This window comes from Echinicola salinicaeni (assembly GCF_014280965.1).
GTDB lineage: Bacteria > Bacteroidota > Bacteroidia > Cytophagales > Cyclobacteriaceae > Echinicola > Echinicola salinicaeni.
This window is the reverse complement of record NZ_JACODZ010000008.1, coordinates 321,507-338,777: the sequence shown is the minus strand read 5'-3', so window position 1 is coordinate 338,777 and position 17,271 is coordinate 321,507. Positions and strand designations below refer to the sequence as shown.

The 17,271-nt window shown below is 39.0% G+C and carries 16 protein-coding genes and 3 tRNA genes; 7 read left to right on the top strand and 12 right to left on the bottom strand.

The genetic code is table 11. The annotated features are described in order from the left end of the window. Positions 1-212: 212 nt before the first annotated feature. From H7U17_RS17215 to H7U17_RS17195, 5 genes are all read right to left on the bottom strand, one after another. Positions 213-548: an L-rhamnose mutarotase gene (locus H7U17_RS17215; RefSeq protein ID WP_186757986.1), complete on the bottom strand. Its 336-nt coding sequence runs from the start codon at positions 546-548 to the stop codon at positions 213-215. Positions 549-801: 253 nt separating this feature from the next. Next, positions 802-1,629 (bottom strand): amidohydrolase family protein, encoded by an 828-nt coding sequence (locus H7U17_RS17210; protein WP_186757985.1) that lies wholly within the window; start codon positions 1,627-1,629, stop codon positions 802-804. A 78-nt stretch (positions 1,630-1,707) separates the two neighbouring features. Next, entirely contained in the window at positions 1,708-2,565 is an 858-nt protein-coding gene (locus H7U17_RS17205; protein WP_186757984.1) for a fumarylacetoacetate hydrolase family protein, read from the bottom strand. Positions 2,566-2,775: 210 nt separating this feature from the next. Then, on the bottom strand, positions 2,776-3,531 hold the full coding sequence (locus H7U17_RS17200) for an SDR family NAD(P)-dependent oxidoreductase (RefSeq protein ID WP_186757983.1): 756 nt from the start codon (positions 3,529-3,531) through the stop codon (positions 2,776-2,778). Positions 3,532-3,605: 74 nt separating this feature from the next. Further along, the gene (locus H7U17_RS17195) at positions 3,606-4,919 is read right to left on the bottom strand and encodes an L-fuconate dehydratase (RefSeq protein ID WP_186757982.1); all 1,314 of its coding nucleotides are present in this window, start codon (positions 4,917-4,919) and stop codon (positions 3,606-3,608) included. A 200-nt stretch (positions 4,920-5,119) separates the two neighbouring features. Between H7U17_RS17195 and H7U17_RS17190 the strand changes: the two genes are divergently transcribed. From H7U17_RS17190 to H7U17_RS17180, 3 genes are read left to right on the top strand one after another with little or no spacing between them, the layout of a single operon-like run. Next, complete coding sequence (locus H7U17_RS17190) at positions 5,120-5,992, top strand: AraC family transcriptional regulator (protein WP_186757981.1); 873 nt, start codon at positions 5,120-5,122, stop codon at positions 5,990-5,992. Between the two features lie 2 nt (positions 5,993-5,994). Then, complete coding sequence (gene arfB, locus H7U17_RS17185) at positions 5,995-6,411, top strand: alternative ribosome rescue aminoacyl-tRNA hydrolase ArfB (RefSeq protein ID WP_186757980.1); 417 nt, start codon at positions 5,995-5,997, stop codon at positions 6,409-6,411. Between the two features lie 6 nt (positions 6,412-6,417). Next, positions 6,418-7,014 carry a methyltransferase domain-containing protein gene (locus H7U17_RS17180; RefSeq protein WP_186757979.1) on the top strand — a complete coding sequence of 199 codons (597 nt, stop codon included), beginning with the start codon at positions 6,418-6,420 and terminating at the stop codon, positions 7,012-7,014. 59 nt (positions 7,015-7,073) lie between these two features. Here the strand turns inward: H7U17_RS17180 and H7U17_RS17175 are convergent, their stop codons facing one another. The 3 genes from H7U17_RS17175 to gap form a co-directional block, all read right to left on the bottom strand. Continuing rightward, entirely contained in the window at positions 7,074-7,943 is an 870-nt protein-coding gene (locus tag H7U17_RS17175; RefSeq protein WP_186757978.1) for a cation diffusion facilitator family transporter, read from the bottom strand. A gap of 68 nt (positions 7,944-8,011) precedes the next feature. Further along, on the bottom strand, positions 8,012-8,542 hold the full coding sequence (locus tag H7U17_RS17170) for a YdeI/OmpD-associated family protein (protein WP_230981463.1): 531 nt from the start codon (positions 8,540-8,542) through the stop codon (positions 8,012-8,014). A gap of 14 nt (positions 8,543-8,556) precedes the next feature. After that, positions 8,557-9,561, bottom strand: coding sequence for a type I glyceraldehyde-3-phosphate dehydrogenase (gene gap / locus H7U17_RS17165; protein WP_186757976.1), 1,005 nt, complete (start codon positions 9,559-9,561; stop codon positions 8,557-8,559). A gap of 204 nt (positions 9,562-9,765) precedes the next feature. Between gap and H7U17_RS17160 the strand changes: the two genes are divergently transcribed. The 3 genes from H7U17_RS17160 (at position 9,766) to H7U17_RS17150 (ending at position 10,163) form a co-directional block, all read left to right on the top strand. Beyond that, positions 9,766-9,840, top strand: a tRNA-Glu gene (locus H7U17_RS17160). 24 nt (positions 9,841-9,864) lie between these two features. Continuing rightward, positions 9,865-9,936: transfer RNA gene (locus H7U17_RS17155), tRNA-Glu, on the top strand. Positions 9,937-10,091: 155 nt separating this feature from the next. Beyond that, a tRNA-Glu gene (locus tag H7U17_RS17150) sits at positions 10,092-10,163 on the top strand. Positions 10,164-10,286: 123 nt separating this feature from the next. On the opposite strand, the gene H7U17_RS17145 is transcribed toward H7U17_RS17150, so the two are convergent. The 3 genes from H7U17_RS17145 to gldC all read right to left on the bottom strand — a co-directional run bounded on the left by H7U17_RS17145 (position 10,287) and on the right by gldC (position 15,190). Continuing rightward, a complete protein-coding gene (locus H7U17_RS17145) occupies positions 10,287-11,741 on the bottom strand; it encodes an SGNH/GDSL hydrolase family protein (RefSeq protein WP_186757975.1) in 1,455 nt (484 codons plus the stop codon). Between the two features lie 11 nt (positions 11,742-11,752). Beyond that, entirely contained in the window at positions 11,753-14,644 is a 2,892-nt protein-coding gene (locus tag H7U17_RS17140; protein ID WP_186757974.1) for a TonB-dependent receptor, read from the bottom strand. Positions 14,645-14,848: 204 nt separating this feature from the next. After that, positions 14,849-15,190, bottom strand: a complete 342-nt coding sequence (gldC, locus tag H7U17_RS17135; protein ID WP_186757973.1) for a gliding motility protein GldC — start codon at positions 15,188-15,190, stop codon at positions 14,849-14,851. A 434-nt stretch (positions 15,191-15,624) separates the two neighbouring features. On the opposite strand from gldC, the gene H7U17_RS17130 reads away from it, so the two are divergent. Next, positions 15,625-16,065 (top strand): DUF2147 domain-containing protein, encoded by a 441-nt coding sequence (locus H7U17_RS17130; protein ID WP_186757972.1) that lies wholly within the window; start codon positions 15,625-15,627, stop codon positions 16,063-16,065. A gap of 71 nt (positions 16,066-16,136) precedes the next feature. Here H7U17_RS17130 and H7U17_RS17125 read toward each other — a convergent pair whose 3' ends face one another. After that, positions 16,137-16,583: a DUF4174 domain-containing protein gene (locus H7U17_RS17125; RefSeq protein WP_186757971.1), complete on the bottom strand. Its 447-nt coding sequence runs from the start codon at positions 16,581-16,583 to the stop codon at positions 16,137-16,139. Between the last annotated feature and the right edge of the window lie 688 nt (positions 16,584-17,271).

Sequence of the window (17,271 nt, the reverse complement as noted above, 5' to 3'; positions counted from 1 at the left end):
ATGTCCCACAGCTAAGCTGACGGGACAACAAGTCAGCCTGATCGGACCGGTCTAATCACCAAATAGAATAGAGGTCCAATCTTTAATCTTCGGCTTAAGTTTATCCTGTGCTAAGTCGAAGGGCTCAGGCTGGCATCACTTTAATGGCAGCTTAAAAGCGATATTCCTTCTTATTACTTACTCAAGATTCAGGACTCTCTACTCAATACTATTTATTTCATATCGAAAATCTTGTCCATTACTTGCCATTTTTCACCCTCTGGAACACCTGGTAGTCCCTGTTGGAATGTCCACATAAGGTCTTCCCATTCTTTAACTTTGGCATTGCCGGCATCCAATTCAGCTTTTTTCTCGAAGGAAAATTCTGGGCTTGTTTCCATGATCATGAAAAGTCTATTTTCCCAACGGTAAATTTCCATGCTTTCTATGCCGGAATCTTTGATGCTTTTAATGATTTCTGGCCATACGGCTCTATGGTAGGCTTCATATTCTTCTATTATTTTTGGATCTTTTTTTAGGTCTAAAGCGAGTGTGTATCTTTTAGTCATGATTTTATTTTTTAATATGATTATCTGTTATTTCATCAATAAACTTATATCTCACGAATTTCACAGATTAACACGGATTAAATAAGCCATACAATTTATGAGAAATCAGAGGGAATGTTTTTTTGAATGGAGAATACGGAATCTTTGTGGGTATACCAACTTTATAATTTTAAATGAAGATAGGCAACTTTGAATTTATCCCCTTATAAACGAAATGTTTAACTGAAATCCTTCAATTGGTCGGTACATATAGTTATTTAATTCCATAAAATTTAGCAGCAGTAATTCCAAGAACATCAGCTTGCTCTCTTTCACTCAATTCTTCAATATAGTCTTTGACGATGCCAGCGTTATTTGGATAATCTGCTGCTAATAGCGCTACTGGCCAGTCAGATCCAAACATTAATCTTTTGCTGCCAAATGCTTCAAAGACCACATCCATATAGGGGGCCAATTCAGCTTTGGTCCATTTATTCCAATCAGCTTCTGTTACCATCCCGGAAACTTTACAGTTTACATTTTCAAATCCTGCAATGAGCTTCATGTTTTGGGCCCATTCGTCTATTTTTCCATCTTTGATATAAGGCTTTGCTAAGTGGTCAATCACGAAAGGTTGATTAGGAAAGCTTTTTACCAGATCAATAGCTGCCTCAAGGTGATGTGGAAAGATCAGAATATCATAGGTATATCCGAATTTTTCCAATAAGCCAACGCCTTTTCTGAAAGCATTATCAGCCATTAGTTCTGGTGGCTGCCCTTGAAGAATCATTCTGAAACCACACATATTACTTGTGTCACTGTATTTTTCCAGGTCAGCTTCTACCTTGTCAGAACAAAGATCTACCCAGCCTACTACTTTTTTTATCCAGGGATTATCTTTGGCCAGTCCCAATAAAAATTCATTTTCTTCCAATGATTCATCTGCCTGCACGGCAACCGTACCGTCAAATCCTTCATGGTCTAATAAGGGCTTGAGGTCAGAAGGGAGGAAATCCTTACGGATCACAGACATACTTTCATCAATCCAGGCGTGTTTTTCCGAATTGTATCTCCAAAAATGTTGGTGGGCATCTATTTTCATCAGTAGTTCTTTTGGGTAAGACAAATAAAACCTGCCAATCCTAGGAATGGCAGGTTTAAATATAGTTAAAGGATTAAATTATCTCTTATAGTTTACAGCAGTTTGCCTGGAAGTACCCAGTCCATCAATGCCAAGTTCCACTACATCGCCTTCTTTCAAGTAGGTAGGAGGGGTCAATCCCAAACCAACTCCAGCAGGAGTACCAGTAGAGATGATATCTCCTGGCAATAATGTCATATAGTTGCTCAAGTGGCTAATCAAAGTTGGAATGTCAAATACCAAGTCAGAAGTATTGCTGTTCTGAAGCATTTTGCCATTCACTTTTAACCATAGGTTAAGGTTGTGAGGATCTTCGATCTCATCTTTGGTTACCAAATATGGTCCTAAAGGAGAGAAGTTATCATTACTTTTTCCTTTTACCCATTGGCCACCATGGCTCAATTGGAAGTCACGCTCAGAAACATCATTAAGCAAGCAATAACCGGCAACATAATCCATGGCATCTTCCTTGGCTACATAGCTGGCTTTTTTACCGATCATCACGGCCAATTCTACTTCCCAATCCGTCTTTTCAGAATCTCTTGGGATGATAATATTATCATTTGGTCCACATAGGGAAGAAGTGGCCTTCATAAAGATTACTGGCTGCTTTGGTACTTCCATGCCACTTTCCTTGGCATGCAAAGAATAGTTTAGACCAATGCAGATGATCTTTGAAGGACGCTTGATAGGAGGGCCCAGACGGGTTTCATTGCTCACAACTGGACAATCAGCCTCGTTGTTTTCCAACCAAGCTGCCAATTTGTTCAAGCCGTCATTTTCCAAGAATTCTTCTGTCCAGTCCTGTCCGAAAGCACTGCAATCGATACGTGTTCCGTCAGCTTTCTCAATACCTGGCTTTTCTTGGCCAGCATTTCCAAATCTTAATAATTTCATTTTAATTATTCTTTTGAGGTAAGTAATAATGGGCTTACCTGTTATAGATTATATATTGAAAATAGAGGCTTTCTCAAAAGTCTGAAATACGTCATCACGAGCGAAGCGAAGTGATCTCGATGTATTCGGATTGTACGAAAGTGGAGATTGCTTCTTTTCGCTACCGCTACAATCGCAATGACGTGGAAATTTGAGATAGCCTCTCTTACATTACATTTTTAGATTGACAAAACCACCGTCAATAGGGTAGTTTCCACCTGTCAGGAAGGATGATTCGTCCTTGCAAAGGTATAATGCCATGGCAGCAATCTCCTCTGGGGTACCCATTCTTCCTATAGGCTGGGTAGCAGCTAATTTGTCAAACATTTCCTTTTCCTGGCCAGGGTAGTTTTTAGCCAAAAAGCCATCTACAAAAGGAGTATGTACACGACCTGGAGCAATGCTGTTTACCCTGATATTATAGGAAACGTAATCCCTGGCCATGGAAAGCGTCATGGAAAATACAGCTCCCTTAGTCATGGAATAAGCGAATCGATCAGGAATTCCGATGGTAGAAGCCACTGAAGCCATATTGACGATGGAACCACCGTTTTCCTTCATTTTAGGCAGGCTGGCTATGCTGCAGTTATATATTCCTTTTACATTCACTTGATATAATCGGTCAAAATCTGCTTCACTGGTGTTTTCCAAATTGCCAACATGGGAAACCCCAGCATTATTGACCAATACGTCAATATTTCCCGGTATGGAGTTGATGGTATTTTTCATCTCCTCGGTCTTTGAAACATCTCCCTGTAAAAAGGTGACTTTATGACCTTTTTCTGTCAGCTCCTTAGCTACTTTTTCTCCTGAATTTTGATCAAAATCTATGAAATATACATTTCCTCCTTCTTCAGCAAAGCGGGTGGTCATGGCCAAGCCAATTCCACTTGCTCCACCGGTAATCAAAATGGTTTTATTTTCCATGTTTTATATATCTTCCAAAATCAATTAGCAAAGCTAATTCTAAATTGTTTTTCCTCTATTTTGGACTGTTGGAATTAGGCCTTTGCGGGCTCTTCATTCCAAACTGGACCATTGGCAAAATCATATTCAGCCAATGAATCTGCCTTCATTTCAATACTATAGCCTGGAAGGCTAGGAGCTTGATAACGACCATCCTTAATGATCACTGGATCAATAAAGTGTTCGTGCAAGTGATCCACATATTCGATCACACGGCCTTCCATGGTTCCACTGATAGCAATATAGTCTATCATGGATAGGTGCTGAACATATTCACAAAGACCCACACCGCCAGCATGAGGACAAACTGGAATATCGAATTTCTTTGCGATCAACATGATAGCAAGGTTTTCATTTACTCCACCAACTCTACAGCTATCAATCTGACAAATCTGTAAAGCACCAGCTTTCATCAACTGCTTGAAGATAACCCTGTTTTGGCAATGCTCACCAGTGGCAACCAAGATAGGTTTAACTCCGTCGCTGATGGCTTTATGGCCTAGGATATCATCAGGACTGGTAGGCTCTTCGATCCAAAGTGGGTTAAATTTAGCCAATTGTTTCATGTTTTCAATGGCTTCACTAACTTCCCATCTTTGGTTGGCATCCATCATGAGGTACATGTCGTCGCCTATCTCCTCGCGAATGATGGCTGCTCGGCGCATATCATCATCCAAATTGGCACCTACTTTCATTTTGATATGCTTCCAGCCTTCTTGTTTGGCTTCGCGGCAAAGTCTCCTGATTTTTTCATCCGTATAGCCCAACCAGCCAGCAGAGGTGGTGTATCCAGGATAACCGTTTTCTTCTAGGAATTTAATGCGTTCGGCTTTGCCTTCGGTGGTTTCTTTGAAGATCTCCAAAGCTTCTTCAGGGGTCACTACATCAGTGATATAAGTAAAGTCAATACATTTTACCAATTCTTCTGGAGACATTTCTCCGATGAGCTTCCAAAGTGGTTTTTTCTCAGCTTTGGCATAAAGGTCCCAAACAGCATTGACCAAGGCTCCTGTGGCCAAGTGCACCACACCTTTTTCCGGTCCCAGCCACCTGATTTGGCTGTCACTATTCACCATTTTCCAAAATGCTCCCATGTCTGCTGTAAATTCAGCCAGGTCCTTTCCGATTACATGGTGTGCAATGGCTTCCAAAGCTGCACAACAAATTTCATTACCTCTACCTATGGTAAAAGTCAATCCATGACCTTCCAATTCAGGATGGTTGGTCTTTAGAATGATATATGCAGCAGAATAATCAGGATCAGGGTTCATCGCATCTGATCCATGTTTTTCTTTACTGGTTGGAAATCTAATATCCTTTACCAGATAGTCGGTAATTTTAATGTTCATTTTCAATTAATATATTGTTCTATTTTGCTTCTTAGAAAAGATCATGCAAGTTGACATGTTTTGTACTTAATGGCTACATTAATCTTAGTTATATATAATACTATTTTTGCTTACTTTTTGGGTAGTTTTGATTTTGTTCGATAATATTTGTAATATTGGTCGCAATAAATCACAAAATGATCTAAGATTTAACAAGTTATATGAAAGCCAAATTACTTGAAAGAAAAAGCCCCTTTGACCGCTCGTTTTTGGTGGCCAAACATTCCTATCCCTATTTTCTGGATATTTGGCATTATCATAGTGAACTTGAATTGGTATATATTCTAAAAAGCAAAGGGACAAGGTTTATCGGTGATAATATAGAGCAATTTGATCAAGGGGACTTAATATTGATAGGAGAAAATTTACCTCATTTATGGCAGAATGACCCTGAATATTTTGAGGAAAAAATAGAGGGCAGTGCTGAGGCCTATTCTGTTCATTTCAATAAGAATTTTGCTGGTGAGGAATTCCTTAACCTTCCCGAAATGAAAGAAGTAAGAAAACTTCTTGATAAGGCCAATCAAGGGATTAGGTTTCTGGGGGAAACTAAAAAGAATGCATTGGCCTGGATGCAAAAGATCCATGAGGCTGAAGGAGTGAATCAATTGGTCATTTTGATGGAGTTTTTAGCTGCATTGTCCCAAGAAGAAGACATTGACTTGCTTAGTACTGATGGATTTAGCTTTCCCTTGCATATCACGGGGGACGACAGGGTCGATAAGGTATATTCATTTACCTTTAATAATTTCAAAAGGAATATTACATTGGAAGAAGTAGCCGAATTGGTACACCTGAATCCTACAGCTTTCTGCAGGTATTTTAAAAAATCCACCAAGAAAACCTATTCCAAATTCCTTAATGAGATCAGGGTGGGCTATGCCTGTAAATTATTGATTGAAGAAAGATTGAATATTTCTGAGGTAGGTTACGAATGTGGTTTTAATAACCTTTCGAATTTCAATAGACAGTTTAAGAATGTAATGGATATCTCTCCTTCAGAATATATGAAGAAACACAAAAAACACCGTTAGTTTTGAGAAGTGCTGCAGAAATAAAGGCCATTGATTTTTCGTCCGAAGTGAATATAAGAGCGGTCAAAAGTGGAGGGCCAGGAGGACAAAATGTAAATAAAGTAAATACAAAAGTGGTATTGGTTTTTGATTTTGAGTCTAGCCAATTATTTGATGAGGGGGAGAAAGATAAGATAAAAAAAAGTCTATCCGGGAAGCTAAATGCTGATGGATCCCTACAAATTACCGTTCAGGAAAGCAGGTCTCAATTACAAAATAAAACCATAGCTTTGATGAAGCTGCAAAAGGTACTAAGTGATGTTTTTGTGCGGAAAAAAGTGAGGAAGGCAACGAAGCCAAGTAAGGGGGCAGTCAAGAGAAGATTGGAAAGTAAAAAGAAACAGGGAGAGAAGAAGCAGTGGCGAAAGAAGCTTTATTAGTCCATTATGAAGGATAAATTACTATTGCCCAAAGAATTTACGGATAGGGATTTTGATCTTTTGTTTTCTCCTAAAATTCAGCAACTATCCTCTAGACATTGGACACCATTGTCCATCATTAAACAGGTAGTTGAGTTTTTATGCCGAGGGGTGGATACTAAAATTCTAGATATCGGTTCGGGTTCTGGAAAATTTTGTTTGATAGGGGCAATGCAATCCAACTGTTTGTTTTACGGTGTTGAAAAGCGAGCTTTCCTCGTCAAGTCATCTAGAAAAATAGCCAGAGAATTGGACTTGGAAAATCAAGTTGAATTTTTTCATTCTTCTGTAGAGGAATTGGATTTAATGCAATTTGATGCGTTTTATTTTTTTAATTCTTTCCATGAAAATTTAGATACCATTGATGCGATAGATAAGGATGTGGTCATTAATGAAGAAGTTTATCAAAGCTATACCCTTTACCTTAAGCAGCAGCTGGGAAAAATGCCAGTGGGAACTAGGGTAGCGACCTATTGCTCAGATCCTAAAGTTATACCTGATTGTTATCTTCAGAAGGGTTCATTAGTAAAAGGTAAATTATTGCTTTGGGAAAAGTGTCATTAGTCAAGGTATTGGATTAATTCACACTGAATTGGACTTTGATGGAGTCTTTTGACTTCTGTTTAATCCATTGCGCAAATCTCTTCTGGCAGTTCCACTTCAATGGTATGGTGAGAGAAAGGATAGCCTTTAAGCAGTGTCCTCAATTCTTTTTTTAGCCTAAGGACTTCATCAAATCCAGCTACTTCCTTAAGTTTTATATGTGCCGTGAAAACATGCTTTTCTCCATCCAGTGACCATATATGCACATGGTGTATAGAATCGACATGGGGAAGCGCTTTGAGTTTTGCTGTAATTTCTTGCTCATCAATCTCTCTCGGACTGGCCTGCAAAAAAATCATCAAGGTTTCTTTCAATCTTTTAAATACATTCCATAGAATATATAGGGTAATCATGATGGATAGGGCAGGATCTAGGTATGGAGTTTCCCAAAACATCATGATTATCGAAGCGATCAATACTGCTGCCCAACCCAGAACATCTTCAATAAGGTGCCAGGAGATGACCTTTTCATTTAGGGTTTTGCCATGACTCAGCTTAAAGGCCGCATAACCATTTACCAGAACCCCAATTATCGCAAAGACCATCATGCCTTTAGCGTCTGAAAATTCTGGTTCAAAAAGTCGCATGCCCCCTTCCCGAATAATGAATATAGAGCCAACTATCAGTACAAGACTGTTAATAAGGGCTCCCAGTAAGGAGAATCTCTTATAGCCAAAAGTAAATGTATTGGTGGCGCTCTTTTTGGATTTATTGTCCAAATACCAAGCAAGACCTAAGGAGAGACTGTCTCCAAGATCGTGCAGAGCATCAGAAATTATAGCAATACTATTGACATAGATGCCTCCAAAAAACTCCAAAATGGTGAAGCCCAGATTGAGAAAAAAAGCTGTTTTTATATTGTTTTGCCCATGATGATGATGGTGCGACATAGTAGTTTGAATTTGTTATTTTCAAAACTAAAAATACTATTAAATTCATTCCACTCAGTTGCAATTAGCTATTTTAGAGGCTTATCCAGATTGTTATAATATTTGATTTTTTCATTTAGCAATTTGAAGTCCAGTTTTCCCTGAACTTCTTTCAGATGATCAACAATAGCCAAGGATTTATTTAACCTACTATGACTGTTTTTGACTTTGATGACGATGTATATCAAACTCCTTTGCTTTCCCATAGTCAAGGACTTGAAATACCCATTTCCTTCTTCGTCCTGATCCAGGAGTACCTGTAGTTCTTCGGGCATTTCATGTCCATATTCTGAGTGGTCCTTTTCAAGTTTTAAGCTAATAGTGTCACCTTCGTTAAGATTCAGCTCCTCCCTTATTTTTTGATTGATGAGGATAAACCAATATTCCTTGGTTTTCATTAAAGCTGCCTTAAAGGAAGTGTTTCCAAGATGACAAATCACCCTTCTATTGTCCTTATCAATAAATTGATCAGCTATTTCAGCAGGGACGGGGATATGGTATTGCCATAGTTTCGAATGGAAATTCTCCAAATCAGCTTCAAAGGAAATGATCTTCATCATCATCAGTTGGTTAACTATTGCTCAATTTGACTAAGTTTTAATACGAGATCAACTACTCTATTGGCATATCCTGATTCATTGTCATACCAGCCTATCAGTTTTACGAAGTTACCTTTTACCTCCGTTAAGTCTGAGTCAAAGATACAGGAGTGTGGGTTGCCTATAATGTCAGATGATACCACTGGATCCTCTATATATTCCAAATAGCCCTTCATTGCACCTTCTGAGGCTTTTTTAAAGGCATTATTGATCGCCTCTTTGTCAGTGTCTTTTTTTAGGATTACATTCATTTCTGTCAAAGAACCGTCAGGCACAGGTACCCTATAGGCCATAGCATGGATTTTTCCTTTTATTTCTGGCATTACCAGTTCAACTGCTTTGGCCGCATTGGTAGTCGTAGGGATAATAGAGCAGGCAGCTGCTCTTGCTCTCCTAAGATCCCGATGTGGGGCATCTTGAAGGTTCTGGTCAGCCGTATAGGAATGCACGGTAGATACAAAGCCTCTATCAATGCCAAATTCCTCCTCCAGGACTTTTATCATTGGGGCCAAGCAGTTTGTGGTGCAGGAGGCATTGGAAATGATATTTTCCTTTCCGGTGATGATATGGTCATTCACGCCTAGCACAACGGTAGGGATTTCCCCTAAAGCAGGAGCAGAGATGATTACCTTTTTAGCTCCTGCTTGAAGGTGTGCTTCAGCTTTCTCTTTCGCTACAAATCTACCGGTGCATTCAATAACCAAGTCTATGTTCAAGGCTTCCCAGGGTAGCTTGGCAGGATCTTTTTCCCCATATATTTGTATGGTTTTGCCATTGACCATGATATTGGCATCTTGGGTGATGACTTCTCCCTGAAAGCGTCCATGTACAGAATCGTATTTCAGGAGGTGGGAAAGATTTTTAATGTCCATCAGATCATTGATGGCAATCACATCCACTTGAGGGTTTTTCTCTAGAAGTTTAAAAGTGTAACGGCCAATTCGGCCAAAGCCATTGATGGCTACCTTAATTTTTGCCATGCTTAATATTACCAATTTGGGTTTTAATTTCTGCCTGTGAAATTACTAAAGAACGGGCACATTGACTACTGTTAAATTTTTCTCCTTCGTTTCCAGCTGTTTGTAAGAAAATGCCAAATAATTTTTGGTTGGGTTTTGCATTGTTAATTTAACCCTCTATATTTGCATCACCTTAAAGAAAAGGCAAGGAAACAAAAACAAAATGGTCCGTTCGTCTAGGGGTTAGGACGCATCCCTTTCACGGATGAAACACGGGTTCGATTCCCGTACGGACTACCATTTTAACCTTGTCTTTTCTATTTTGGTCCGTTCGTCTAGGGGTTAGGACGCATCCCTTTCACGGATGAAACACGGGTTCGATTCCCGTACGGACTACGACAAAGTGATGTTTTCATCATTTCTGATTGCTCATTTGAGCATGATGAATTTTTGTTTTATGGTTGTTAGTGGTTAAAGTGAATGGAAAATCCTGTTTTATTTAAGCAGGATTTTTTTATTAAAATGACAGGTTACACTTGTCTTTTGATTATGGTCCGTTCGTCTAGGGGTTAGGACGCATCCCTTTCACGGATGAAACACGGGTTCGATTCCCGTACGGACTACAACAAAGCGATGTTTTCATCATTCTGATTGCTCATTTGAGTATGATGAATCTTTGTTTTATGGTTGTTAGTGGTTAAAGTGAATGAAAAATCCTGCTTTTTTAAGCAGGATTTTTTTTTTTGTTATCTAGGTAAGTCATTTCCAATATAGGCGTTGGGATTTACTTTGGGAATCCTTGCTTTCCATTTTTGATTGATTGCCTCAGCACAAAGATTGCTGATAAAGGCATGTGTTCGGGCGTTGGGATGAATTCCATCCACGGAGAAGGCTCCATTAGGAGGAATAATGCTTGCTGTTAATATGGCGCCTCCTGCATTGACTTCCCCATTTTGCAATTGGTCAAAAAAGGACTGGATATCGATCATTACCAGTCTATCTGTATTTGCACTGGCCATATTAGTGATATATGAATTAAAAGTATTGATTTTTGAGCTGATTTCATCTTGCTCTTCAGGTGTCAGTACATATTCATCTTCTACTGGAAATTCAACACCTCTTTGTGGACTGTCTTCAATAGGGATTAAAGCTTCTGATAGCAATAAAACCGCTTTATCCTCCATGGTGCTTTGCCTCATTGATGGCATACCTAATGCGCTTAAGTCTGTAAGGTTTTCATCTTCCATGACAAAGGCATTCAAACCGGCCTCAAAGCTGATGGTCCTGTAGTTACGTTCTTCTTCTGAGATGAGCCCAAGGGTTTGGGCCTGAATCAATCCTCCATTATAAGCAGCATAACCTTGGTTGACCTGGTCAGCTTCTTCCTGGCTCAAAGGAAGAGGATTATAAGGAACCAGATTAAAATAGGGTAAATCCACAATTTGAGGAATATTAAATACCATTCCATTGGCCGATTCATTGGCTGTCAACAAAGTATTGAGTGCTGCGGTAAAACGGATTTGGAAATCTTCGTCTGAGGTGAGAATGGAAGGGTTAGCAGCTCCACCTACTGCATAACCAAGGACATCATTGCCTCCTAGCCAAAAACTGAAAAAAGATCCTCCATTGGCCAGTGCATTTGCTGCATCTCCGATCAGCGTGGATTGTCCAGGGCTGCTGGCAAATCTGGCATAAAGTGGATTATAGGCAGGGTTGGTTTCACTGGGCGGTCCTCCGGTTAAAGGTGTGAGTGCTTGTCCCAAGGTAATTCCGGGAACAGAGAAATTATTGAGTTCAGACTTATCACCAGTAAAAGCAGCGGGCAAGTCACCAGGTCCAATGGGAGCAGGCAGTACCTGTCCCAATAGTGGATTATTGGTCAATATCAACCTCCCCAAAGGACCGTTTGGCCCCATGGCAAAAAATCCATTTTCAGAATTAATAGCTGGATTGGTAAAATCACTGCCACCCACTTGCTCAAGCTGTTGGGCTAAAATCACCATAAAGGAATTTTGCTGGCCTCTGTTATAAAGGGCTCCGTCCATATACCCTGCAGTGATGGAGTTACCCACTGCTATGGTTTTAGAAAAGTCCGCTTCTCCGGAATCTGGAATTTCTTGCGGTAAATCAGGAAACTCATATTGACAAGCTGAGAAAAACAAAGTCAATAGTAGCAAATATAAATGTCTTTGGGTTTTCATATAGCTTGGATTTAGTTTAATAACTCATCAAATGTTATACTGATATAATAAATAGCTCCCATTTTGGGTCCACCATAATTCAGGGTATACCTTTTGTTCAAGATATTGGATCCTCCAAGTTTGAGGACAGACTTGATGGCTTTCACCTTATAGTTGACCTGGGCATCCAAAAGCCCTACTTCAGGAACTTCTCCACGTGCAAATGAAGATTCCCATCTAAAGGCAGTTTGGTAGCGGTAATTGATGCCAAATCCAAGACGGTCTGTCAGCTTTCTATTTCCAAAACTCAGGTTGAATTTATGTTCAGGAGTATTAAAATCAGCTAGAAAGCCTTCTGGAATATCACTGATCAACTTATTATAATTATAATTACCGCCAATGGTAAAGCTTCTGGGAAGGCTGTATTCAAGCCCTATAGCTGCTCCATTTGCCTTCACGGTATTGCCTACCAAATTGGTATAGGTTTGGAAGGTGTTTTCCTCTCCAGGTGTAGTGATTGGGGTCAATAATGAAGGGGCATTCACAGCATTGATAGCCACTTGGTCTTCATTAATAGGGTTAGGATAGACAGGACCTGGTGCTTTTCTTACAGCAGTTTGGGTAATAAAATCATTATAGGCATTATAATAATAAGCAAAGTCAATCAGTAATCTGTTGTCCAATATCAGGCCTTTATAGCCTATTTCAAAAGACTTGACCTGTTCTGGCCTTAGCTCAGGCAGGTCGTTGACAGGGACCAATAAACTGGTGGCTTCTGGATCAACTGGGCTTAAACCAGTACTTACCGCGGCAGTATAATCATTTACAGATGCTAGGCTAAAGGCGTTTTCAAATATTTTATATTTCTGCCTGTAATAAGGAAGTCCCCCCAGTAATCTTGCAGAAACCACGTTGAGATCAATATGCTGGCCCTGTGTGGTGGGCATTCTAAATCCTGTCTGATAAGAAAGTCGAATATTGGAGTTGCCCTGAGTAATGACTGCAGAAATTCTTGGGTTAACCTGTCCCTTGAAGTTTTCATTCTTATCATATCTTAGTGAAGCCATTAGTTTCAAGCGATCTTGCCATAATGTTTTGGAAGCCTGGGCAAAGGCGCCAAATTCTGAGATGGTAATATCATTCCCTTCACCATCAGGGAAAATAGTGCCTCCTGAGCTGAGGTCATAAAGTCTATAGCTTGCACCAGCCTGAAGATTGATGAAATCAATTTCATTTTTGAAATCATATTGTCCCTCGGTCATGTACATGCGCGAGCGATCATTGAAAAGTGAGCCTTGCGGAACAAAATCAGATTTTATCTGCTCCGAGGTATTATTGAATGATTCAGAACCTGGAGTATACCTTCCTACGTCTGCTATGTTTCTTGCAAACTGGTGAGCAGCTGCTTGCTGTTCAATACTACCTTGGGCCCCTGGACTTACACCCTGCTGGGCCATGGAAAGCATATAAGCTAAGGTATATTCACCAAACCATGTGGTATTGTCCTTCCAGGTGTCATTGATCCGTACACCAGTTAAGTCCGCGATAAATGAACCTCCGGAATTTTCCCTCGTGGTATATGTCCTTAAGAAGAAATTGTCTCCTTTGAGTTCCAGTTTATGTTGAGTGATATTGAATTCTGATAGGGAATAACGTTGTGCGCCGGTATAGACTGAGGTACCTGATCCATAGTTAATTGAATAGGAAAGTTCGGCTCGGTCGCTAATCCTATAATGCAAGGCTCCATTGAATTTATAATTGGAAGAACCATAATCTACTAAATACCTTTCCTCATAGCCTGTTCTAGAAACGACTTGGTCTGGAATACTCGGAATATAGTCGCCTATCCCCATATTGTTTGCAGCCTGTTGAACAGAGGTCAGATTTCTTAGTAGGCCTATATTATTAGATACTTCATCCCCAAATATATGGATCCTGTTGGCCCCAGGATTAAAGGGGAGGTCGCCCTGACTAATGGCATTAAGGTCGGACATGTCCGTTCCATACCAGTCTGTAGCCTCCATCATGGAGCCACTGAGTTTGAATGCCCATTTATTGTTAAAAGCTTTGGCATAGCGAATAGCACCTTCATAGATAGGCTGTACATTTTGAGGTTCTCCTTCAGTGCCACCAAAATGGTTAAAGGCTTGTTTATAATAGGCACTGAGGCCTTGGTAATCAAAGGGACTTTTGCTATTGATCAAAAGGATGCCATTGAAGGCATTGGGTCCATAAAGTGCTGAAGAAGCTCCAGGTATAAACTCTACACTTTCTACATCCAATTCCGAAGGGCCATTAAGGTTACTTATAGGAAAATTCAGTGCAGGAGCTTGGGTATCCATACCATCGATAAGCTGTACAAACCGGGTATTACCCGTAGAGTTAAAACCCCGGGCATTGATGATTTGGAAATTGATAGAGGAGGAGGTGACATCTACTCCTTTGAGGTTCCCAATAGCCTTGTAATAATTGTCACTTGGAGCGCCTTTTATACTCAATATGTCCATTTTTTCTATGGATACCGGAGAACTGAGTATACTTTCCTCCACTCGTGACGCTGAGACGACAACTTCTTGTCCTAAGAGGGTTTGTTCTTCCAGAGTAACCTGCAGGTTTTCGGTATTGGTTTGGTCAATGGTAATTTCTTCACTGGTATAGCCCACCATGGAAAATATAAGCACCAGTGGAGGAGCTTGGTGAACGCTCAATGAAAAATTTCCATCTAAATCAGTAATGGTACCTATCACCTTTCCTTTTACGAGGATGTTTACCCCGATAAGTTTTTCATTGCTGCTTCCATCTATAACGGAGCCGGAAATAACTGTCGTTGTTTCTTGTGCTAAAAGTTCAGTTTGGAGACCTAGCCAAAAATATGCTGCGAACAGAAAATACAGCCAATGGTAGTTGGGTAGTCGTCTTCTCATGTTAAATTGGGTTTGTTTCTATGGAATATACTAAAAATAATTTTTTAAAGGAGGCTTTTAGTTACTAAAAAATCAGTAATAAAGTCCAATAGAAAAATGGTTTTTCTAACATCTTGATTTTATGTTTTTTGTATCAATAAAAACGCCAGTATTTTATGAAATACTGGCGTTTAATATTGCTAAACTGTAATGGATGAAAACAGCTTATTTGACATTTTTATTTTCCTCATTGACATGTTGAACCAATCTATCACAGAGGTCCTTCATTTCTTCTGACATATACTCATCACCTGTACTGTTCAGAATGGTTTGGGCCATACCACCCAAAATGTCAATATAAAACCTTTTCATTTCTACTACTGACATTTCCTCTGTCCATAGGTCGATTCTAAGTGTACTGTGGTTTAGGTTATCCCAGACATTTAAACTTATACTTTTGGTTTCTTCCGAACCATCACCTTCTTTATCTGTAGCATCCCATTCAATGGTTTTTGGCAGATTCTTCTCGTCAAGGTTAATTTTAAATTTTATCTCAGAATTTTTCATATGCTCTTTTCAAATATAAGTTGCAAAACTACTAAAGAATGAATTGAGTTCCCCAAAAAAAGACAAAGAATTCTTTTAAAATATTAGTTAGTAGGAAATTGTATGGTGAGGTGTTTAGTGGAAGGACATGGCTTATAAAAAAAGCTATTTATCTCTAATTTAAATAAAGGAATCCCTGATATGAAGGAAGGAGGATAGTTCAGGTCTGATGGAATTTTGTAATTCAAATCATTAATTTTGAAAAAAATCAAATATGATTATACGTTTTAACACCAGTAAACTTATTTCTCACGGCCTGTCCTGATTTATCGGGAGACTCCACGGATCTAGACAGATTTAAATTAGTATTTCTGAGAGATATGTATTCTCTTAATAGGGAATGTTTTGAATGGTAAAACTTACTTGTGCAATTGCGGATATACATAAAATCAAATATGCCAAATAAAGCAATCTACTTTCTAGTGATGAATTTTATCATCTTATCAAGTTCTTATGCCCAAAAGGCCGATGATATTATGGGGCTTTGGTTGACAGAAGATGAGGAGGCAAAAGTGCTTATTTATAAAAATGAAGGAGCATATTTTGGGAAAATAGCTTGGCTAAAAAAGGAGAGGGAAAACGGAAAAATCAGAAAGGATGTAAATAATAAAGATCCTCAACTTAGAAATCAATCCCTTAGTAAAATCCATTTGATTCAGGCATTGGAGTATGATGACGGTAAATGGTCAGGAGGTGAAATTTATGATCCAGAAAGTGGAGAAAGTTATCAATGCTTAGTAAAATTAATAGATAAGGACAGAGTAGAAGTAAGGGGCTATTTGGGTTTGCCAACCTTTGGAAAGTCACTGTTTTGGAAGAGAATTGATGATGAATAGTTATGAAAGCCAAAGGATGAATTGATCTTTTTGGGGCTCATTAGTTTATTGGTGATGGAGAGATATCATTATTATTGATTGGATTTGTTTTTAATCTCCTGCCTCCTCATAGGCATGGAATCTATTCTGCCAAATAATTGATTTGGCTCCAAAAAAGTATTTTGTCTGAGCTTAACCTGCCCATCGAGTCCAATAAGGGTGATTTCAAAGTTTTCCGTGATGATTTTGAAATCATCACGTATAAGAGAACTGTCAATTTTTGTCCAGTTTTTTTTAGTTCCGAGGTCAGTTTGGTATTTACCTTTGTGGACTTTGTAAACGACCAATTTTCTTTCTTCCAATTCATCCAAGTTTTTCTTTAGTGCGGCGATTTGTTTGGTATATAGGGAGTCAGCCAGGTCATTGGTCTTTATGATCAAAAGTCTATCCTTCCACTGATGCTTGGATAATGACTGTGCCATTAGTTCTTGTTGCAGACAGATTCCTATTCCCAATATTAATAATGCTAAATATTTCATGTCTAATTTGTTATTACACTGAAATTAAAACAAATCAGTCTTAGGAATGTTTTAGGGCGGTTCATTTTGGTGAATCACTGTTTTAAGTTGAATTGGGAAGGAAGTTTCATTTCTTTATGCATGGGAATACCTATTTTTTTCATTTTTCTGCTCTCCACATGAACTTGATCCTTTTATGCTTATTTTGCCAATCTTGAGCTGCTTTCGCATAATAATAAATTCATCATGCTTCTTCACAGTTATATCGTTCAAAGAGTCGACAAACTATAAACTACATATAGTTTTCCCATTGTATTGAAATATGATAGATAAAAACTTTTTAACCCGTGTTTAACCTCTAGTTAAGCCGTGTTTATCCCGTGTTTATCCCGTGTTTCTCCTATCCAAGACTTATGGATAATTCCCCCATAAGTCTTGGAGAAGTAAGGGTAGTTTTTGTTTATCTTTTATACATCAAACATTTGGTAACGATTGTGAGGCCAGAGCAATTTCAGATAACCAGACTTTTGTTAATAAAGGGAGATAAAGCCAGGGTTTTCCTAATATTCTAAATCCCCAAAAAATAAAACCTCCCTAGTACACCATTTGTTAATCGCAACAAGAGAGGCGTACAAAAGGAAGTAAACTAAAACACCCCAAATTCGGTTTGCTTGCCTTATTGGTACGCTAAGATTCTTTATATCTTTGA

What these genes read in the sequence shown, in the direction of transcription:
- H7U17_RS17180 (WP_186757979.1), top strand. Translation starts at nt 6,418, where the DNA reads ATGAAGGATAAATTACTATTGCCCAAAGAATTTACGGATAGGGATTTT.
- H7U17_RS17210 (WP_186757985.1), bottom strand. Translation starts at nt 1,629, where the DNA reads ATGAAAATAGATGCCCACCAACATTTTTGGAGATACAATTCGGAAAAA.
- gldC (WP_186757973.1), bottom strand. Translation starts at nt 15,190, where the DNA reads ATGAAAAATTCTGAGATAAAATTTAAAATTAACCTTGACGAGAAGAAT.
- H7U17_RS17200 (WP_186757983.1), bottom strand. Translation starts at nt 3,531, where the DNA reads ATGGAAAATAAAACCATTTTGATTACCGGTGGAGCAAGTGGAATTGGC.
- H7U17_RS17195 (WP_186757982.1), bottom strand. Translation starts at nt 4,919, where the DNA reads ATGAACATTAAAATTACCGACTATCTGGTAAAGGATATTAGATTTCCA.
- H7U17_RS17170 (WP_230981463.1), bottom strand. Translation starts at nt 8,542, where the DNA reads ATGATGAAGATCATTTCCTTTGAAGCTGATTTGGAGAATTTCCATTCG.
- H7U17_RS17145 (WP_186757975.1), bottom strand. Translation starts at nt 11,741, where the DNA reads ATGAAAACCCAAAGACATTTATATTTGCTACTATTGACTTTGTTTTTC.
- H7U17_RS17175 (WP_186757978.1), bottom strand. Translation starts at nt 7,943, where the DNA reads ATGTCGCACCATCATCATCATGGGCAAAACAATATAAAAACAGCTTTT.
- H7U17_RS17125 (WP_186757971.1), bottom strand. Translation starts at nt 16,583, where the DNA reads ATGAAATATTTAGCATTATTAATATTGGGAATAGGAATCTGTCTGCAA.
- H7U17_RS17215 (WP_186757986.1), bottom strand. Translation starts at nt 548, where the DNA reads ATGACTAAAAGATACACACTCGCTTTAGACCTAAAAAAAGATCCAAAA.
- gap (WP_186757976.1), bottom strand. Translation starts at nt 9,561, where the DNA reads ATGGCAAAAATTAAGGTAGCCATCAATGGCTTTGGCCGAATTGGCCGT.
- H7U17_RS17130 (WP_186757972.1), top strand. Translation starts at nt 15,625, where the DNA reads ATGCCAAATAAAGCAATCTACTTTCTAGTGATGAATTTTATCATCTTA.
- H7U17_RS17190 (WP_186757981.1), top strand. Translation starts at nt 5,120, where the DNA reads ATGAAAGCCAAATTACTTGAAAGAAAAAGCCCCTTTGACCGCTCGTTT.
- H7U17_RS17140 (WP_186757974.1), bottom strand. Translation starts at nt 14,644, where the DNA reads ATGAGAAGACGACTACCCAACTACCATTGGCTGTATTTTCTGTTCGCA.
- H7U17_RS17205 (WP_186757984.1), bottom strand. Translation starts at nt 2,565, where the DNA reads ATGAAATTATTAAGATTTGGAAATGCTGGCCAAGAAAAGCCAGGTATT.